Origin of the sequence: Pseudomonas petroselini (assembly GCF_045037875.1) — a bacterium.
Classification (GTDB): Bacteria; Pseudomonadota; Gammaproteobacteria; order Pseudomonadales; family Pseudomonadaceae; genus Aquipseudomonas; species Aquipseudomonas petroselini.
In genome coordinates, this window is the sequence record NZ_CP173614.1 from 1,643,890 (window position 1) to 1,662,863 (window position 18,974).

24 protein-coding genes are annotated in these 18,974 nt (G+C 54.7%); all 24 read right to left on the reverse strand.

Going from position 1 to position 18,974, the window contains the following annotated elements; translation table 11 throughout:
* Positions 1–3: 3 nt before the first annotated feature.
* The 24 genes from ACI512_RS07605 to pilM all read right to left on the reverse strand — a co-directional run bounded on the left by ACI512_RS07605 (position 4) and on the right by pilM (position 18,953).
* Positions 4–342, reverse strand: a complete 339-nt coding sequence (locus ACI512_RS07605) for a TIGR03745 family integrating conjugative element membrane protein (protein WP_008437401.1) — start codon at positions 340–342, stop codon at positions 4–6.
* Positions 343–360: 18 nt separating this feature from the next.
* Positions 361–600 (reverse strand): TIGR03758 family integrating conjugative element protein, encoded by a 240-nt coding sequence (locus tag ACI512_RS07610; RefSeq protein WP_008437400.1) that lies wholly within the window; start codon positions 598–600, stop codon positions 361–363.
* Positions 597–905: an RAQPRD family integrative conjugative element protein gene (locus ACI512_RS07615; RefSeq protein ID WP_178110642.1), complete on the reverse strand. Its 309-nt coding sequence runs from the start codon at positions 903–905 to the stop codon at positions 597–599. Before ACI512_RS07615 ends, ACI512_RS07610 begins: the two co-directional genes overlap by 4 nt.
* Positions 906–1,062: 157 nt before the next feature.
* The gene (locus tag ACI512_RS07620; RefSeq protein WP_008437393.1) at positions 1,063–1,374 is read right to left on the reverse strand and encodes a hypothetical protein; all 312 of its coding nucleotides are present in this window, start codon (positions 1,372–1,374) and stop codon (positions 1,063–1,065) included.
* A 75-nt stretch (positions 1,375–1,449) separates the two neighbouring features.
* Positions 1,450–2,928: a UvrD-helicase domain-containing protein gene (locus ACI512_RS07625; protein WP_008437391.1), complete on the reverse strand. Its 1,479-nt coding sequence runs from the start codon at positions 2,926–2,928 to the stop codon at positions 1,450–1,452.
* 9 nt (positions 2,929–2,937) lie between these two features.
* Positions 2,938–3,693, reverse strand: a complete 756-nt coding sequence (locus ACI512_RS07630) for a TIGR03747 family integrating conjugative element membrane protein (protein WP_008437388.1) — start codon at positions 3,691–3,693, stop codon at positions 2,938–2,940.
* A gap of 18 nt (positions 3,694–3,711) precedes the next feature.
* Positions 3,712–5,928, reverse strand: a complete 2,217-nt coding sequence (gene traD, locus ACI512_RS07635; protein ID WP_024073353.1) for a type IV conjugative transfer system coupling protein TraD — start codon at positions 5,926–5,928, stop codon at positions 3,712–3,714.
* A 3-nt stretch (positions 5,929–5,931) separates the two neighbouring features.
* Positions 5,932–6,342 carry a hypothetical protein gene (locus ACI512_RS07640; protein WP_008437384.1) on the reverse strand — a complete coding sequence of 137 codons (411 nt, stop codon included), beginning with the start codon at positions 6,340–6,342 and terminating at the stop codon, positions 5,932–5,934.
* Positions 6,302–6,586, reverse strand: coding sequence for a hypothetical protein (locus tag ACI512_RS07645; protein WP_024073354.1), 285 nt, complete (start codon positions 6,584–6,586; stop codon positions 6,302–6,304). Before ACI512_RS07645 ends, ACI512_RS07640 begins: the two co-directional genes overlap by 41 nt.
* Positions 6,587–6,593: 7 nt before the next feature.
* Positions 6,594–7,097 carry an integrating conjugative element protein gene (locus ACI512_RS07650; RefSeq protein ID WP_008437383.1) on the reverse strand — a complete coding sequence of 168 codons (504 nt, stop codon included), beginning with the start codon at positions 7,095–7,097 and terminating at the stop codon, positions 6,594–6,596.
* Entirely contained in the window at positions 7,094–7,651 is a 558-nt protein-coding gene (locus ACI512_RS07655) for a lytic transglycosylase (RefSeq protein ID WP_008437382.1), read from the reverse strand. Before ACI512_RS07655 ends, ACI512_RS07650 begins: the two co-directional genes overlap by 4 nt.
* Positions 7,636–8,430: a TIGR03759 family integrating conjugative element protein gene (locus ACI512_RS07660; RefSeq protein WP_124361236.1), complete on the reverse strand. Its 795-nt coding sequence runs from the start codon at positions 8,428–8,430 to the stop codon at positions 7,636–7,638. Before ACI512_RS07660 ends, ACI512_RS07655 begins: the two co-directional genes overlap by 16 nt.
* A 10-nt stretch (positions 8,431–8,440) precedes the next feature.
* Positions 8,441–9,157 (reverse strand): hypothetical protein, encoded by a 717-nt coding sequence (locus ACI512_RS07665; RefSeq protein WP_038448855.1) that lies wholly within the window; start codon positions 9,155–9,157, stop codon positions 8,441–8,443.
* A gap of 159 nt (positions 9,158–9,316) precedes the next feature.
* Positions 9,317–11,557, reverse strand: a complete 2,241-nt coding sequence (locus ACI512_RS07670; protein WP_008437374.1) for a DEAD/DEAH box helicase — start codon at positions 11,555–11,557, stop codon at positions 9,317–9,319.
* Positions 11,558–11,661: 104 nt separating this feature from the next.
* Entirely contained in the window at positions 11,662–13,119 is a 1,458-nt protein-coding gene (locus ACI512_RS07675; protein ID WP_008437372.1) for a DUF6094 domain-containing protein, read from the reverse strand.
* A gap of 15 nt (positions 13,120–13,134) precedes the next feature.
* Positions 13,135–13,740: a hypothetical protein gene (locus ACI512_RS07680; protein WP_008437370.1), complete on the reverse strand. Its 606-nt coding sequence runs from the start codon at positions 13,738–13,740 to the stop codon at positions 13,135–13,137.
* A gap of 72 nt (positions 13,741–13,812) precedes the next feature.
* Positions 13,813–14,094 (reverse strand): hypothetical protein, encoded by a 282-nt coding sequence (locus tag ACI512_RS07685; protein ID WP_008437369.1) that lies wholly within the window; start codon positions 14,092–14,094, stop codon positions 13,813–13,815.
* An 84-nt stretch (positions 14,095–14,178) separates the two neighbouring features.
* A complete protein-coding gene (locus ACI512_RS07690) occupies positions 14,179–14,784 on the reverse strand; it encodes a DUF3275 family protein (RefSeq protein WP_008437368.1) in 606 nt (201 codons plus the stop codon).
* Between the two features lie 77 nt (positions 14,785–14,861).
* Positions 14,862–15,197, reverse strand: a complete 336-nt coding sequence (locus tag ACI512_RS07695) for a hypothetical protein (protein WP_082236564.1) — start codon at positions 15,195–15,197, stop codon at positions 14,862–14,864.
* A gap of 110 nt (positions 15,198–15,307) precedes the next feature.
* Entirely contained in the window at positions 15,308–15,625 is a 318-nt protein-coding gene (locus ACI512_RS07700) for a hypothetical protein (protein ID WP_008437367.1), read from the reverse strand.
* A 90-nt stretch (positions 15,626–15,715) separates the two neighbouring features.
* Complete coding sequence (locus ACI512_RS07705; RefSeq protein ID WP_008437366.1) at positions 15,716–16,030, reverse strand: hypothetical protein; 315 nt, start codon at positions 16,028–16,030, stop codon at positions 15,716–15,718.
* A 96-nt stretch (positions 16,031–16,126) separates the two neighbouring features.
* Positions 16,127–16,630, reverse strand: a complete 504-nt coding sequence (locus ACI512_RS07710; RefSeq protein ID WP_008437365.1) for an STY4534 family ICE replication protein — start codon at positions 16,628–16,630, stop codon at positions 16,127–16,129.
* A 95-nt stretch (positions 16,631–16,725) separates the two neighbouring features.
* Positions 16,726–16,977, reverse strand: coding sequence for a hypothetical protein (locus ACI512_RS07715; RefSeq protein WP_008437363.1), 252 nt, complete (start codon positions 16,975–16,977; stop codon positions 16,726–16,728).
* Positions 16,978–18,512: 1,535 nt separating this feature from the next.
* The gene (gene pilM / locus ACI512_RS07720) at positions 18,513–18,953 is read right to left on the reverse strand and encodes a type IV pilus biogenesis protein PilM (protein WP_008437362.1); all 441 of its coding nucleotides are present in this window, start codon (positions 18,951–18,953) and stop codon (positions 18,513–18,515) included.
* Positions 18,954–18,974: the final 21 nt, after the last annotated feature.

The following is an 18,974-nucleotide window of genomic DNA, read 5'->3' on the forward strand; positions in this document are numbered from 1 at the left end:
CTTTTAAAGAATATTTGAAGCCTTGGTGACCAGAAAAATGGCGACACCGAGGATGGCGACGCCAACGGCGGCTGTCGCCCCCAGATCTCCCCATTTTTTCTTGCCAAGTTGAATTTCGTGGTAGGTGCCGAAGGCATGCCAAGCAACGCCACTGAAAATGACTGCGCAGATGATGAGGCCAAGCAAAGTAAAACCGTCAAAGGCGTAGTTCTGCATGGTTTGCATCAGGTTAGAGCCTTCCCCCCGGGTAGGAGGCTGAGACTGCGGAAGAGCCGCCATGGCCAGTTGGGGGAGAGCAAGCAACCCGATCAGCATGCGGCCCGGTTTTAAGAATGAAGTCATGGTGTATCTCCCATAGGGTCAACTAAGAACAAATGTGGTGAGGATCATGCAAAGCAGTAGGATGCGGACGAGCGAGGTCGAGGCAATCGTTCGATCAAGGTTGCCAGTGGCCCATCCTCGGTAGCAGCTCCAGATAGCCCAGGCGCCCCACATAAAGATGATGGCTACAGCGACGCCGACGAAAAACAGGTAGCTCGTCGAGGCAGGAAATCCTCCTGCCGCTTGAAACGCAGCAGCCTGAGCGCCGCTCATGCTCATGGCTTGCGTCCTTCGGTCGTGTATTGGCCTGACAGCTCAACAGGATCACGAGGCTGGGCTCGGGTTGGGGTTAGATAGCCCTCCAACCCATGACGAATTCGAGCGATATCACCTGCTAGACGCTGGTAATCGAAGAAGTAACGCTTGCCAGGTTCGTCGGCCACTTGAGCGCTACGACGTGCGGTGTCCTCTAAGGCATTCAACTGGCGGATCATCACGTCCAGGTTGGCCTGTTCGGAGGCTGAAGCAGCGGTCGCATGAGAGACAGGCAGGCCGCATCCAAAAAGTGCGATGAGGCCTGGCAAGGCAAGTCGGCAAGTGAGTGCAGTGAGACGCGGGTACTGGATCACGGCTGGGCTCTAGTCATTCCTGATGCCGTCAGCTTGCCGTGATCAAGCTATGGTCGCCGCAAGAAAACCATATTCAGGACTGTAAGGATTTCTTCTGACGGTACTGACACCATCAATCACAGTGGATAGGGCGTTTGAAGAACAGCAGATACCCGATGGGCAAGGCGAATCCGTAAGCCCAGCCTTGGGCGTTTTGATTGCCAACCTTGACTTCTCCTTTGACCACGGGCTGCACGCTGACCAGCTCCCAGCCTTCGCTGCCTAATTGAGCAAGGCGGTTTTGACGTTCAGAATCTTCCAGAAAACCCTGGGTGTCGGGTTCAGTGGTGGGCTCTTCGGACTTGAACATGAAGAGCTTTTTGGTTCTGACAACGTACTGAAAGGGAGAGAACTCAGTGTGGTATTCAAATTTCTGACGGCCCATGGCGACGTCCTCAATGTGCAGAGCTACCAGGGTTTCAATAATAAGCGCGTGCCAGCAATCTGAAATAGTTTGTTGCTAAGCGCGTGATTTCTGAGGTTGGAGTGCAGAGGTCCGAGCATCGACATAGCGCTGCATGATAGAAAGCACCATTGAGTTCAACGCTAGGATCTTCATCCCTCGCGTCACCGCCACGTACAGCAAATTCAACTCGTCATCTTTACGACCTTGATCGATATCGGGTGAAAGCGGATCAGCGCTAAAGTCGTCATACAGGCTGACAAAGTCCCACTCCAGCCCCTTGGCCTTGTGCCCAGTCGTGAGTGTCACGGTGGCGTCGAGCTCGTTATCTACAGAGCGGGAACGTAGGGTTTGGATCCGCTGGGGCAGGTCCGGATAGGCTGTAATGATCTTGATCGATCGCAACATCTCCGTATCCTGGCTTACCTCGGCTATTTCCACGTACTGTGAAAAGTCCCGGTAATCTCTCAACAGCCTGCGGTTCTGCACCTCATGGTTACGGTTGCGGCTGAATAGGTATAAATCTTCCAGATCGCGTAGCGAGTAGCTGTCGATACCGCCGACCCAGAAAATCTTGGGGTTGCTTGCGACCAGCTGCAGGGCGTTCTCGATGACGCCGGTCACGGTACGATGGATAAACGTGCGATGCGGTAGCTCTTCAGGCAGAGCCCGTTTAACCAGGGTATTGCAACCTAACCCCTGCAGCTTTCGTGTCTCACCCTTGTAAAAAAGAATGATGTTGGCCACATGCGCGACGGCAGGGCCGAAGCGAAAGCTTTGGGTCAGGTAGTGACGTTCGGCGTCGGCCATCCAGTCGCTGTTGAGCGCATCTTCTGCGCCGCGGAAGCGATAGATCTGCTGGTGGGGATCGCCGACTGCCACCTTGCGGACCCGTTGTATTTTTACTATGTCGGCAATAACTGGGTTCACGTCTTGACCTTCGTCGAGCAGAATGGCGTTAAATCGTTCGCTCAGGTCGGGCTTGCTTAGCTGATACAGCTTCAAGTAAGCGTCATGGGTGATCGACATTGCTGTGTCCTGCAGATCGATCATCCGGTTCCAGATGGTTTTAGCCACGTTTAAAGCATTGTTCAGGAAACGTTCCTGGGCACTTGTGAGCATTCGTTGCCCCTGGAATCTGGGAAAATGCACACGGCCCAACTCGTCATCGGCGCTGGCCATGAAGTTGTTAAGCGTGCTGAGGACATCCCGCACGAGCTCCCAGTCCTGGGTGTTGATGGCCCTTGCGATGTCCGTCAGGCGTAAGTTATTGGTCTGCTTGGTGGCGTACTGACTGCCATAGACTGCATATGCGAGGCCATGCGCCGTCTTACACACCACGTTTCTGCGTGGAAAGCGGCCCCTGGCAGCGAGCTCGACGGATTTGTTGTAGCAGAGGTAGAGCATTTTCACCGAGGCGTGTTGTGTGGCGTAGCCCACCAGTGTGGTGGTTTTGCCGGTACCGGCAAAAGCCTGAACCAGTAGCTTGTCAGCCGTGGAATGGATGATGGGCTGCTGTTCTTGTGTCCACTGCATGGGCAGCTCCTAAAGGTATTTTTTGAAGCTTGAAACGGTGATGTAAACGGACACACCCAACAGCACGGCGCAGGGCAACAGAATCAAAAGGGGGCTGATGCTGATGGGGATGGCCAGGTAGACCGTCCAGGGCACGATGGTCAGCGGAATGATCGTCCCCCGGGCTTTGTGATACAGGTAACTTGACTCGCGGCCGGAGCCGAATTTTCGTAGATCACGCCGCACCAGGCCATCGACCAAGCCAGTGAACGCCGCCAGTGCGAACAGCGGAATCGTCAACGTCAGAATGACCATTCGCACACAGAAGGTCAGGACTGTGTATAACGCGGCTAAGCCATAGTCCTGGAATTTGATCATCGCCCGACCGAGTTCGTAGCGAAGGTTCAAGGTTCCCGTTTGTTGTGGTGATGTTGAGCGAGCGTACTGTGTCAGTGCATTTATATTGTCCTGCATGCCGGTTTTCACCATCAGCCAGTCATAGACCGTTTGTGCCAGCCAGGTTGCCGTACGCCCCGGTTCTTTGATGACAACGCTGTGCAGCAGATCCTGGGACAGCCAGCCCAGTTCATGTTGGAACATCTGCTGAGCATGTTTCCAGCCGGCATCCGGCCAGAACGTGTACATGCAAAGCCATTCAACGACGATGGCGCCGAGCAAGGAGCCGAACATCACCCCCAAGAAATGAAAAGGGGTAGAGAACAGCATGCCCAGGAAGTTTTTTTGACCTTCCTGCTGTTGCTGGGCTTTTTCCGCGATATCGGCCATGGCTCTGTTCCTTCAAGCCTATGCGGCTTTTCCGTTATTGGCCATCTGGCGGAAGTCGTCTACCAAGTCATCAGGAAGCGACTCACTTAGTGCGTCATATCCCGGTGCTTGCCACCAGTCGCTGCTGGTTCCGGATCCTTTACGCATGCCCTCAACCAAGGCCTGAAGATCCTTGGGCATCACTTCATCGGGATCGCTTGCCGGCAACGGCATACGAATCTTCCACAAATTCCCGCCCTCTATCAGGGCAAAGCATTGCCCCTTGGGTAGGGCAACCACATGCGCCGGTTCGATCATCGGTACGCTGACACTTTGGATCTGATCGTGAGTGTTAGAGGTGAAAGCGGTGTTGCCGTTAATAGCGTCGTTTGCACTGCTTGCTGGTGTACTGGTAAACACCTGGACCTTTGGCAACTGGTTGGTCAGCAGCTCGGCGGTTGCAGTCTCACGTACACGTAACATGAACAGGTTGTTGAAGTTACCGATGACTTGGCCAGCTTTAGCCCGGTTACCGATTTTTGCCTCAATATCGCTCATGGTTTGGGTATAGGCCGTGACCTGCATGCCGGCACCACCGCCTTTGTTGATCATCGGTATGAATTCATCGCCCATCAGTTCGTTGAATTCGTCCGCATGTACGTTAATTGCTACCTTGCCGCCGGTGGCCCCGGGCAAGCCATCATCGATGCCAAACTTATAGATGTGACCCGCAACTGACACCAGGTCGCTGAACATCGAGTTGCCCACCGCTGCAGCTACCTCTGTATCAGATAAAGCGTCCAGGCCGACATAGACCACTGCCCGTTTGCGGATGATCTGCATCCAGTCAAAGATTGGTCGTGGGTCCTCAAGATCCATGTAGTCGGGAGATAGCAGCTCTGCAATCCGGCCTGTGGTCAGTTTTTCCAGCAATGGCAGAAGGCTGGCCACGATCTTGTCGAAATAGGTTTTGTCATAGCGTACGGCTGATCGCAGACCCTCCATCACTGGGTCGGAGATGCGTTGCTGAGTGAGGTACATGTCCAGGGCCACCACGCGTAGCGGTCGATCCTTCATGGCGAAACTGAGGTTCTTACGATCGATCTTTCCTTCCAGCTCAACGATGGTTTGCCAGGCTTTGGGATCATTTTCAGCAAAGTGCTTCTGCGCATACTCAATAAACAGCGCGTCAATGTTTGTCACATGCTTGAGGATCTGTTCATAGTCCGGCCGACGTCCCAGTGCCACGAGGGCGCGCGCGATGATGTTGACGAAACGCCAGGCGAATTCCCGGAATGCCGCGGAATTGCCTTCCCCCGAAAGTTGGCCGGCAATGCGGGTGGCAACCTCCGAGATCCGACCAAACCGGCCGACGGCGTTGTAGCGAGCGGAGTGATCGGGCCAGCCTAGGTGGAACACGTAGAATTCCTCCAGTCGGTTTGCGCGCTTGCATTCGATGTACATGCGCTTCAGGAGGTCTGCGTCGCCTTTAGGATCGAAGACAATCACCACTTCGCGGTCCAGGTCCATTTCTACATTGCGCTGGCTTCGATGAACGGGTTGCACGCGGCGCCCCATATGAACGCGGCGCCGGGGGCTACGGCGGGTACGCCTGATGTCTTGGGTGATAAACAACTCTGCCAAGCGGGTTTTTCCAACACGAGTAGTCCCCAATACAAGGGAGTGTCCAACCCGCTCACCCAGTGGCAGGCTGACATCCGCTTCGTTCGGCTCTATACCGTGTAAGCGCGGTAGCCCCCCGACTGGAGGAAGTGGACGCGCCGGGTTAAATGGCACATCCCACGAGGTAGCCTTTGACAGCAATTTGAGTGGAAAGGGTGCGAACTCCAGACGCTCCTCAATTCTGCGAGCAAAGGTATAGATAGACGTGGGCTCGACATACTCGGCGTACTTTGGGAGGTAAGTCTCCATCAACCGCTGAGTATGTTTTTGGGTCCAGCGAAAGCCTTTACCGATGAATAGCCGCTCATTGCTGACCGGCATGTCTTTGCTGGTCATGGTGTAGTGGGGTAGGCGCCGAATATTGCGCCGGTAACGCAGCACTACCAACGCTTGTTTGAGGCGGACGAACCCTAGACCCAGAAAGCCTGTACCGGCAACCATGCCGAATAAAGGCGTCAGAGCAACCGCCCAGGGCGCGAAAATACAGAGCAACGCCGCAGCGGCACATACGCAAACTGTGTACAGCTCAACAGCAGGGCGTAGTAACGACTCAATGGTGTAGGAGGTGGTCATGGATCACTTCCTATGAGTGAAAGGGGACAATGGCCCCACTGTTTCGAAATGGAAAACGACTGGCTTGCCTGTCTCAGCGATCAGCCCATAGGACTTGGCCAGGCGGTATATGGGGTGGTAGCTGTTAAGGGAGTTGACGTGTCCAGCAATGCGCTCTCGCCAGACTTCTAGTGGCATCGCTGCCTTGCTCAAATTACACGGCACGCACGCGGGCATCATGTTGCTGATGGCGTGGTTCTCTGGCCGCCCCAAAATGATGGCACCGGAGTACTTGCCGTCCACCCTCTCTGGTTCTCGCCATACTGCTTCCATGTGGTCCGCATGCCACCGGTCACCCAACAGCACACCGCAGTATGCGCAATGGCCCGCGAATTTAGCGTGAAGCTCGCAGCGTTGCTTCTTGGTCAGCTTCATGGGGCCGGGATCCTCCTTTCATGCGTGATGATGAATTGGCCAACTCTTGCCTCGCTTGCTCAACTGCCTCGGGCAGTCGTTCTTTTAGCCGCTGACATAGCTCCACCTCGTCACCAGGTACGCGGGCGATGACGGTGCCGCCATAGAGCTTGGCGACATAGGTGACCTGTTCAAAAAGCAGTTGGCCTGCTCGTGGGTCATCTGGTTGCTTGATGACCAAGGTGATGTGCGTAAGAGAGGCCATACCCTGGTTACTGCTGGATCGTTGTGGCAGTGATCAACAGCGGGTAATGCTGGACTCCCAAGCGCTGTGCCAGATCATTTGATGGAGCCGGGACCAACTGTAGATTTCCTGCCCATCGTTGGATTTCGGCAAACCGCTCGGCGCTGGCCACGTTAACCACAAGGCCCACTGCCTGCAGTTGCTGTAACTGATCGCGGCGCTGTGATAACCACTTTCTGGAGCTTTCATCGTCGCCTACAAGAAACAATGGTTGCAGGCCAGGTGCATTGATTACCCGGCCCTGTACCTGCCCGGGTGTCAGTTGGTCAGAGCGCACTGGAAACGAGCCTTGCCCACGCACACCAATATTCTCTGACTGTGCTGACTGCTCAGTAGGTTCTGGAGCCAAGTACTGGTAGTAGGGCAGAGCGGAAACACCCCCTCGGTCTTCAACAACAATCAGCGAGGTGGCATGCACTGCCATGGGGGAGGCCAAAGACAGCAAAACAGGCAGATGCAGCAATCTATTCATGGATTATTCGCCATCAGGTTGATACCGGTGACCCGGCTGAGGTGTTTGGCAAAAGCTCGTCGGTATCGGGCAGCGGGTTCGCCTCCGGCAGGGCGGTGGTACCGACCAGCAGCGGTGATCCAGTCGCCTCCTTTGGCTTTTTGCTCAGCCAGGATCTGGGCCGTAACCGAGAGGTTTTTGTACGGATCCAGCCCTTCGCAGGGATAGCTATAACGGTGGCCGTTGGCACCGATGTTGGTTTGTCCAAGCCCGACGTCGACTCTATTTGGGCCTGCGGTCTGAAGGGCGATCATCAACGCTCTGCAAGCATCGCTGCGTGTCGCAAAGCGATATCCGGCGCCGGCGACATTCAACGTCCAGGGCCAGGGGACGATCTGGCCGCGAAGTCGGGTGCCACTCTCTTGCAGTGCAACGGAGTACAGCACCTCGGACGGAACGCCGGCAGGCAGGGCAATCAACTGATAGGCCGGTGGCGGAACCTCGGCACCGTTAGCAAATGCCGCGGTGAGCAGTAGCCCCCCCGTTAAAGCCGCGCGAATTACAGACGCTGCCATTGTCCATTCACCTCGCGTACCACGGCCGGCAGCTCACCGCCGAGTCCAAGGCCAAGCCATCGACCGGCATCGTGATTCAATGTGATCTGTCGGCTTCTCACGCTGGCCGGTTCGACTCCAGCCAAGATGGCCCAGCGGCGAATTATTTCGTCATCACCTTGACTACCAACGAAGTACAGATCAAAGGACTGTTTCTGGTTTTGTAAGTCTTTGACGCGGTCAATACATGCGTTGCAACTGTCTTGAACAAAAACGGCTAGTCGTCCAGTGCCTTTCACAGCAGTTACCGCTCCCGAGCCTGGAGCAGATGCAGGGTTGGACGATAGTTGGATGACTTTTTCATTGGGGTAAAGACGTGCGAAGGCTTGGTCATAGGCCCTTTGGTACGCCAGTTCCTTATCGATACGCTGTCGCTCGGCTCGCACCTGCAGCTCTGCATAGCGTCGGCGCTCCTCCTCCGACTTCGCTTCGATGCCAAGTGCTGTCAGAGGATCCAGGCCTGGCGAATAGATTCCGCGAGGACCCTCCATCACAGTTTGAAAGCGGGACCATTCTTGGGGGGTTAATCCCCACTCGCGGGCGAGTTCTGTCTGACTGGCTCCTTGAGAAGAGTTGTGAACTTCACTGTTCTGAGTGTTCGAGATCGACGTTGATTGCCCCGAAGCCGCATGACAGACATATGCAAACGCGAAGGTGGCCAAGCCTGCAATGAAACCCAAAACGTAAAGAGCAATGTTCCTGGGCTTCTTTGTTTTCGAGGAAGTGGTAGGGGAGTGCATAAAGGAGGTCCTATTGCGCGACGGTTACGGTTTGAGGTGTTCCGGCCACGTCAAAGCGTGCGGATCTTCCGTCCAGCGCGTTGAGGCGCCAGGCGGTGCCCGCCACAGCGTCACCAGGTCGGATAAGGTAAATTTGATTCAACTGCGTGCTGCCAGGCGGTGCTACGGACAAAAAGCGTTCACCGCCGCGATACTCGATACCGACAACGGTAAAAGGGGGTGTTTGCGGTGTGACAGTGGTGGTAGCGGGCGGTGTTGGCCGCTTTGGTTGGCGGGCAACGGGCTTAGGCTTGGGCTTGAGGGGAACAGCAGTGGTTTGTTTGATGCGTGACTGACTGAGTTCTTGAAGACGGCTATCGAGTGTTTCGACGCTGGCTTTGAGGACTACCAATTCACCAGCAGACGCAGCATTTTGAGAGATTTCTTGCGCAGACTCCGTCGCTTGCTTTGCATACGCTTGTGCGGCATCAATTCGATTCGATAAAGCCTGCTGCCCGGCTCGGAAGTCCTCATTGGTCACCAGGTGGTTGCCGGCTACCGTGTCCAGTCGCTCATCGACTTTGCCCAGCCGCGTCAACAACGCATCGAGCGACTCTTTGTCTGCAGTCGCAGCCAAGCTGTTGCTGAGTTGGGAGAGTTGATGATGCTCATAACCCAGAATGCCTGCCAATAATGCAAGGCACAGACTGAGTATCGCTGTGGTTCGAGTAGGGCGTGGTAGGTTCATGGGCGTCCTCGCGAAAAAGCGAATACACCCTCTCAAACCGGTCTCTTAGGTGCATCAGGAAATAGGTTTTCCAGGACGCATGGTTTTTGAAGTGTCGAGTTGGCCGCTGGTAAATTGGGATCGTTATAAAAAAATGGCCACCCGAAGGTGGCCGTCAAACTATGAAGCAATGAGCTGCCTTGCAAGTGTCATTTCAACTGAATCACCATCTTGGTTCAGCGAGTCGAGACCAGAATCTGGCACATCTCCCGACGTGCTTTGAGCCACGGCGATTTTCTTGGCCATCAACTGCAGGCAAGTAATCTGAGAGCTGCCGGCATAGCCAAAAAAAACCACCCGCACCGGCTGCTTTTGCCCAATCCGCCATGACCGTCGAGCTGCCTGTTGCAAGGTGTACACGTTGTACCCCGTCTGCAGGAACGCAATGGTCGGAAAATCGAGCAAATCCAACCCGGTCTTGACCAGCTCCGGGTTAGTGATCAGTACGTCGACACCTCTGTCTACCTGGTCGAGGATCCAATCCTCGCGCCTGGCGGTATCCACTGACGCCCTCAGGACCGCTACTTTTAAACCAGATTGCTCCAGCAGTCGTTTCAGGCGAGAGGTGGTGTCTCGCGTGCCGCTGTACACGGTATAGGCCAGAACCTTCCGGCCTTTGGCTTTTTCCGTGAGGCAGAGGTCGAGCAGTGCTTTCTCCTTCGGCATTATTTGCTCATCTGCAAAGATCGAGGGGACGAACGCCAAGGTATCTTTGCTACGAGGGTGCTTAACGATCTCCGGTCGAAAGCAGCAGTCAGGCCAAGCCAGCAGCACGTTGAGTACTACCCCTAGCAAGGTAGTGTCTCGACGGGCCAATGCTTGGCGAAGTTCCTGCGTCAGTTTTCCTGCCAATTGCTGATAGGCCGACGCTTGTTCTGCAGACATGCTGATATCGACAAATTCCTCCTGGTACGCCGGCAACACGTTGCCACCGATATCTTTAAGTTTCAGAAACACGGTGAACGGCAACACAAAACGGTGAATGCCTTTAGGGCCGAAGCCTGGGGCTTTCACCGTTCGCACCGAGAGTTTTTTTCCCTTGGCTGTTTTGTGTGACACGTTGTCCCGCTCGGTGTAAATGTCCTTCAATACGCCGTGGTCGCGCATGAATGACATCGCGGCCGGAGCCATACTTCCGCGCGCGTTTGGTTTGTAACCGTCCTCGATCATTCGCCGGGTAAGTATTCGGAACAGGAGGTAGAACAGATCATCGGCATAGCCACCCATGAGGGTGCCTGTCAGCAGCACGGTTTTCCGTGCTTTCGCTGCCAATACACCCATGGCTTGACCCTGGGCCGAGCCACTGTTTTTGTATTCATGTCCTTCATCCACCACCAGCAGGTCGAAATATCCGTCTGGTAGGTAGCGTTTGATGAACTCGGTGGGTTGGAAACCGCCCTCGCCAAAGCCAAACTCAATGTTGGCCATGGCGCGCTCCATGCGTTTGGCTTGGCGGTCGCTGAAGATGAAATTGCCCTGAGCGTCCATCAGGTTGATGAATTCGCTGACGTTGTCGATCAGCATCGAAGCGAGGAAGTCCTCCCCGAAGTCATTCAGCAATCTGTCCGCACGTACTGGACCGATAGTCGGAATCCGACACATCGATTTTAGTATGGTCGCACGACGAGTTCCGTTGTCGGCTTTGCCCGGGCGCATCAGCGTCCAGAGTTGTCCTTGGCAATAAGGGCAGCTGCGACGGCGTTCCTCTCGGTGAAACTCTTCGACAGTCACACGGTTGCCTTCTAAGTCCAACAGAAGGCGTCCGCAGTCGGGGCATCCTGCGAAGTTGTATCCGCCGCTGGCGCGACGTGGCCAACATACCGTACGCCAGTGATACCCCATGCGCATTCGCACGCGTCCGAGAATGAAGAACTCTTTACGGCCATCGTAAGGATCCCCCAGTTGGTCACGTAGCTTGATCAGCTTAACCAGCGTATCGGGTCCATTGAGAACCCACACGCGTGCGTCTGGGATGGTTTCGAGTATCTCCCGTCGCCATTTGTAGACCAGGTGTGGAGGCGAAACCACCAAAGTGCGGCGGTAGCCCGCACTGTGCATGACAGCGGCTACAGCGATGGCCATCATGGTTTTCCCAGTGCCCATTTCTGCATTGATAACGGCTGCCTGCTCGTTGCGGTCTAGCAATAAAGCTGCAACGGCCTGCACTACATCAGCTTGAGCAGGGAACGGCTGGCGTTTGAGTTCGCTCATAACCCGTTGATAGGCTTCGTTGATGCTGCCGGAATAAACCGGTGGGTTAGAGCGATTGAGGGAGTCCAATAATTCATCACCGAATTCGTCGATGAACTCAGTCAGGCCGATGGCCAAGGGCGATACAGAGACTTGGGATAGGTCGTTCATGAGTGTTTCTCCAATAGGAACGAAACAGGGCATGCACGACACCCCGACGGGTATGGTGAATACCCTGCGGGTTGGTTAACGGATGGCCAGGTTGGCGTGGTGGGTCAGTAGTCCGATGGCAGCAACACGGTTGTTGCACTGCGGTCAGCTTCGGTGATGATCCAGAGCCGGGTCTCATCGCCGGCGCATATGTCATAACAGGAGAACAATCGATCCCCGTAGGTCAAAGCCCGTTGGTTACTGCTCCAGTCTTCTTTGGGCAGTTCCCCCCAGTCACCGGAGAAATGCCGTCGCAAGTAAGTGCTTGGATCGAGATGTCCACGCTCAATCAGGTGGTGCACTGACTGGGTCAGCACTAAGCGGCCAGGTTCAAATGTCACTCGTGGTGGTGGGGTCAGTGTTGGCTGTGTCACCACCTCATCAGCCTCATGCGGCGTATCCGCCGATGAACTGATGGTGATCACGCGGCCTTGGTTGGCAGAGCCTGGCGTCATGTCCCATGCCCGAATGATGGGCACGAAACGATCAGTCAGGATCCTTACCTCGGACACGTTGCCGTCCTGGTCTTCGGTGAACTCGGTCTTGCGGACCTTATCTTTGTAGGTATCGCCTTTGAGTACCAATACTCGGCCGGTTTTGGATTTCACTACGCCGGAAATCGCACCGGCAGCCAATGCCAACGCCAAGTGCCAGCGCGACAGCTCCCTCACGGGAGGTCGTGGCTGAGCGCCGCTTTGACCAAAGTGCAGTGTGAAGTCAGGCCACATGCCACGAAGTCTTTTGATTTCTTCGCTGAGCTGTTCAGGTTCAAGGCTGATACGGTAGAAGTGTTCCAGCTCGTTGGATGCCGAGAGAACCCTGTAGGGCTCCCATGGCCAACTGGTTGGTAACGCTTCCGCGCTCAATGTGCCGGTACCGATCGCCTGAAGGCGTGCGCGTACGTTTTTGACTTCTTGCGGTCGAGCGAGGTCCTGCCGGCGGATTCGTATACCGAAGATCACTACCTGTTTAAAGGTTGGATCAGCGGCTTTGTAGATCCGCAGTTCAGTAAAGTGATTGCATAGCCAACCACACAGCTCATCGTCCAGCACGTAGTGCGGAACAATCAGCACCAAGACTCCCCCGTACTGCAGCAGTGGTAGCGTCCGTTGATAGAACATCTTCTCCAGGCGCCGACGGCCGTTACCTTGGTACTGAGATGCACCTGCATGGTCAGCGACCAGGTTACCGTAGGGCGGGTTGAGCCAGAGCAAGCCGAAGGCCTGGCGGCTGATCATGGTGTCCATCAAGTCGCTGTGCAGCACGCAATCCAGCAGTGTCTTGCTGTGTTTGGCACGCTCCTGGTCATACTCGACTGCGTAGGTCTCAACGCGGTCACGCCCGAGTGCATGAGCAGCTTCAGCTAAGGCAACGCCTTCGCCTGCACAGGGATCGAAGATCCGCATCTTCCCGCTTGGGGATGGTGCCAACGCTTGTAGGGTGAGTTCCAGCGTCGTTTCGTCAGTGGGGTAGTAGCCATTGCGAGCGAAGTTGCGCGCCAATCGTGGGAACATCAAAGCCATGGTGAGGCTCCTGGATCAATGCTCAAACTGAGCGTGGGTTGAGAGCTGCCCCTGGCGAATGAGCTCGCCTAGGGCTGTTTCGAGAACGTCGAGTTGCAACGACAAACGCCATGCCGCAACAGCACCGGACGTTCCAGGTAACAGCTGCAGCATGTCGTGTTGGGTGAGCAACCCCATTACCTGCTCCTGCCAATGAGGCAGTAGCGGTAATGGACAGGTGTCCTGTATCAAAGGCCAAAGCCGTTGATGAGGTGACTGCCCGTTCTCAAGAAGGGCGTAGGCGAAGTGGTTGGCCCGATCCGGCTGTACGCAGCGTCGGTCAAACAACCAGAGGTGAATCAAGCTGCCGAATAACGTACCGCGCATTTGTCGCGTGGTGCGCTTCTCCAACAGATCGATGTTGGGGAAAACAGGAAGACTTCGGCCATCTACAACGATGTGAAACCGGCTTAGACCATCTTCTGTCGTGCCGAGGGTCAGCCTGGCCAGGAACTCCTGCAGCGCCGTGTCTCGACCCCATGCAGAAAGGAACACCAGGTTGCGTTGTTCGTCACACGCGCAAGCGTCGACGAAAAGATCATTGCACTCCTCGATTGGGAAGAGCGGGGTAGGGCTGGGCATGGGAACCTCCATAATGGAGGGGGAACCCGCCCGGAGGGGCGGTGAGCCCCTCGGGGGTGTTAGCAGTAAGTGTTATTGCTTGGGAAACAGCAGGTTGTCCGATTTGAACGTTTTATCGTTCGGGTCAAACGAGACCGTCTCGTCTTGAAATAGAGGGCTGTGCCCAGTGAGAAAAATTTGCCCCAGGTATTTGGGGCGAAGGGCAACGGCGGCATCGGCTTGTTCTGCCGTCATTTCGAGCTCCTCTACCAAGAAGTCCCAAAGCTCCTCATTCGTCGACACCTCGTTATTGGCGAGCTGATCTTCGATGTTTTCGAGGATTTCTTGGGTCAGGTTATTGAAGATTGGATTCATGTGCTGCTCCTGCTAAGTCGAGGAGCGCCCAGGAGGGAGCCCCTCATGGGTTGTGCCGATTGGCTTGGCGTATCGCGGGCTTCGTCAGGTATTGGAGATATTCCATACCTGCAGTTTGAAGTTGTGTACATAGCCGAGCTCAGAGAGCCGACTGCACTGTTGGCGTAGTTGCTGACGATCAACAGTTGTGTCCAGCCTGACTGTATCGCTTAGAGGCCAGATTGTGCCGAACAACTCAGCATCTGCCTCGAGGTCGTTGGTTCCGCCGGTCGGGGTCATCCCAAACGGGGCATCCTCTTTTGATACCTGTTTATTAGAGGCCGGTACTGCGGGTGGATTATTCCGCTGCACTGGCTTGGAGAGGTTGGAGGAAGACTCTTCATCCATAGGGTCAGGCTCGTTTGGCGAGAGCCTGGCGGCGTCTTCCGGTGTCAGATTGTCCACGTCGTCGAGGCTCATGCTTTCCAGCTTTGCACGGATCTCAACGACCAGGCGACCTGCTGTGGAGTAATACGAAGGACGGATCTCCGTTATCAGAAAGTCGCCTCGGTATTTTCCTTCATCGTACTGATCAAGGAGTGCGTCTTTGATCACGAACTCACCGATAGAGGTCGAGAGCCGTCCGACGTTGAATTCGCCATTGCGGCCACTGATGGTACGGATGGCCAGTTGGCCGGGGATGTTGATCATGGGCAGCTCCACACTGCTACGAATGAAAAAAGCCCGACAGATGTCGGGCTTTGGGTAGTGCTGTGAATGTCGAAGGATTATGGGCAAGAAGTATGAGTTTCTTCCTTGAGTGAGATGTACAGATAGAAAACGCCTGGCGGTGATTCTATGCGGTCAAGTTTTAGGTCCAGCCAGACTCGATCGGTGTTATTGCCGGCAGGCAATAAACGATAGAGGCCGAAATGGATCTGTGTGCTGTCAGGTTGCAAATGCAGTTCTCGATAGGCCTCCAGGACAACATCGCCCAGTCGCTCACTGACAACACTTGCATCCTGTGGGTTTTCAATATGCACCGCTTCCTGCCAGGCCCGGGGTGTTAAAACGACCGGGAGTTTGAGCAGGTCAGACGATACGAGGTTAGTGGTGGTTTGCATGTTTATCTCCAGGTGCGAAAACCACCTGGCCCGGTCGGGAGATGGTTTCCCGATGGGTCTTTATGCTGATTTGGAATCAGCGTGAGAGTCAGCCTATGCTACGTGGCGAGTTAGTAGTATTCGGGGTGGATAAGCTTATCTTCCAACTCCCAGCGAGCCCTTCGATATTCCTTGAGAAGTCCGTACTCCGACAACAGTGGGCTGTTTTCGGGATTGAATTCATCTCGATGGTCCATCTTTGCCAATGTGATAACCCCATCCAGAACTTCTAACCAAAGATCAGAAGTACGGGTGTAGCGCGGGTCATCATCGGGATCGAGTGCCGGGTTGCTCGGAAGTATTTTATCCAGCTCGCTGTAAACACTAGCTTGTGCTGCTAAAAGACCGATCTCGGTCAGCAGCGGCAGTCGTTGTGGGTTCATCATCATGGCTCATCTCCATTGCTCGGAAATCACCAATCCCGAAGGGTGGCGTTCCCTTCGATATGTAAATTGAAGTCACCCAGAGGGCGCTTGACTTCATGCAGCGTCACTTTCAGGTTGCGGATCTAAACGATCGCGGGCCTGCCAATACTCTTGGAGAAGTCCGAACGCCGATAAGGTCGGGCTGATGTCTGGGTTGAAATCATCTTTGTGGTCCATTTCGGCCAACTTAATAACCCCATCCAGAGCATCGAACCATAGGTCCGATGAGAGGAAGTAGTGCGGGTCATCATGAGGGTCAATTGCCACATTAATTGGACGTTGTTTGTCTAAGGCACTGTGAACACGAGCCTGAGCCGCTATTAGACCGATCTCAATCACCAGCGGCAGTCGTTGAGGGTTTATGATCATGGCGAATCTCCAGTCTTCGGAAACTACCAATCCCGAAGGGAGGCGTTCCCTTCGATACGAATATTGAAAGGCGCCCAGGGGGCGCCATGATTTCAATCATGCAGATTGACGTTGTTCAGGTTCAGGTTGTCCTTGGGCGTCATCCGAATCATCTCCAGCAGCACCATCCTGGGCAGGAAGGGGCTCAGCAGAGTCTTTCGGTTTGGCTTCATAGACAGTTACCCCATCCACCTTGATCCAGCCGATAAACAACAGGCGGCCCTTGAGGCTTGCTCCAGGTTGACCTTTTTTATCGCCTTTTTCGTAGGTAAATGCGTCGGTCCAGATATCACCGATTCGGAAGCTCACAAGGACCTTCTTTCCGGCTTCAACGGCTGCTTGGCTGCGACGAATCAGCTTTTCAGCTTCAGCGCCGACCACGTTGCAGTCGATATAGGAATACTCGGCATCATCCATCGAGCCGCGTAGTGCCGCAACGGTAACTGCCATGAATGGCTTACCTTTGCCGCGAGGTTTCACTTCACGGATACGGTTGAGATAACCGATACCAGTGGTGTGAAGGTCGAAGAATTTTGCTTCGTTGGATTGATTAGTGCTCATGGTGATTCTCCAGTTTCGAAATAACAGAAAGCGGAGAAACACTTCGCCCTGGGGGGAAAGTATTCCCCGCGAGGGTGGGTGGAGCTTAAGGTTGTTTAATGCATCAGCTTCATTGCAGCAATCATTACACCGACAGCTGCAGACAACATGACGCCCATGCGAATGGTGAGCTTGACTTCAAGCTGTGAAATCTCAGATTTGAACTCTGCAGCAAGAGCAGTTAAATCTGCCTTGGTAGCCAAACGTGAAAGCATGTCGGTCTCCAAAGCTTCAATAACAGCATTTGCCTTCTGTTCCGGGACGTTAATCGAAATCAATGCCTGGTAGAGAGCCAGTTCAGTTTTCATCAGACCTCCAAAAGTGAGAGGCCTGCCCTGACGGGGTAGGCCCGTCATGGGTGGGAAAGGTGCTTCCATCGACTAAGTCGACTGATCGCGCTACCGGAAGCTATGGCGATCTTGGGAGTGGATCAATGCGGAAAACCGCATCGTAGTCTTGCGGATCCAGACTACTTGGGCATGTTGCTGACGACGTCAGCGATACATGTGCAGATCATGGAAATACGATTGTCGCTTGTCAAGCCCCTACCGTGAAATCTCTGAGGAAACCTTCCCTTTGGGAAGGCTCCCTACAGAGGCGAAGGACGCAGACTTAGCAAGTTGCTGGCACCAACGAGCGTGCAGCTGGCTTCTTACGCGGTTTCCGAGCGGGCTTTTCGACCACTCGAGTGTTAGCCGCGTACCAAAGGTTCAGGTCGACACCTTTACGAGTTATTGCCGGTACATGATCCATCTCACGTACGAGACGCTCAGGTACGCAGGGCGGTGGAAGCAACGGAGCTGCTTTGGTATGGATAGCTGTGGGCGCAGCGCTGGTTTTCTTTACCGCACGCAGAAACTGTCGCGTGATGGTGCCAAGCGCGAAACCGAAGCCATAAGCAAGTTTGGACATGGTGATTCTCCTGCAGGTTGAATGCGGAGAACCCACTGACCCCGTTGGGGAAGTGATTCCCCGCGAGGTGAGTTGCATAAGGTGCTTCCATCGACGATTGTCGACCGACCGCGCTACCAGAAGCTCAGCGGTCTTGGGCGGATCTGACACGAACATCGTGTCGCAGTCTTCAAGATCCTGACTGCCTGGGCATGATGCTGACGACGTCAGCAAAGCACGTCCATATCATCGAAGGGGGGATGGTGATGTGTCAAGCGGAGAGGGATATTTCGCGGAGGGCAAAGAAGGTTCAGGTCGACAGGAGAAGCTACCGAGAGTAGCTGGGTCAACAGTCACTCTCGGATGTAGTAAGTAGCGTCTTTCAGAAAAAAATACCACCTGTGCGGGATGAAGGCGTTGTTGATCCCTGGGCTGTGATCTGAACGTCTTACTTCCAACACCTGGCCGATTATCGTGGCTGAGGCCAGCTAGCATAAGGCACGCATCCGCGCACAAAGGGAGCCCTGCGTTTCGCCGGCGGGCCACCGGCAAGGAAAAGCAGCTACCAATAGGTAGCCTGATCATCCTTTGCAAGATGATCAGGCTACCTATTGTGTGAGCTTTAAAAAGTGTGGGCCACAACACCAGTGTGGCCCTTAGACTACGGTGCTTCGAACCTCAACAGAGCCCTATGTGCCTTTGAACTCGCAATTCACGAGTTAGACGGCTGCGTGTCTGGCTTGAACAGGGAGACACAGGGAGAGCTCTGAACCAGGTCCGCACGCCCTTCCCGGAGCTATGCGTGCTTTGGGGTTGGTGATGAGGCAAGCCGCATCACCGGGCGCTACTGATGACCGCCAGTAGCCAACGGGGTGGAAACGTTGTTGTGATCATTATGTTGATAGGCCGGAGCTTATGCAACCCGGCGCCTTTCAAAGTCGGTCGACTCAGACTAATTGACGGCGACGACCGCACCTTCGGGAACAGGGGACGGAATTGCTATACCGGTCGCCCCAGTTATCTGTGAAATCAGCATTCCTGAACGCTTAAAACCAACGGTCGTTGTCTTTGTCAGGTCTACCAGCACAGAAGGCAAGCCTGACGGTGCAACCCCATCAAAATAAGTATAGGCCGTTCCTGATGAGATGTAAGAACCTACGCCCACAGGTTTCACAAACCACCCAGGTAGGTTGAGCGCAGAATCGCTCGGTACCCCGCTGAAGCCCGGGTTGGCCTGGGCATATTCGGTAGCGGCAGATCGGTACACCAGAAAGCCGCGACCCAGCGAGTCGAGGGTAGCGTAGTCGGATGTACGTTGGTCCTGATGTTGGTTCTCCATGAAAATGCTGGAGGCAATGAGCACAATCATCAAAACGAGCCATTGCATTGTCATGATATGAGCTCCATCCACAGA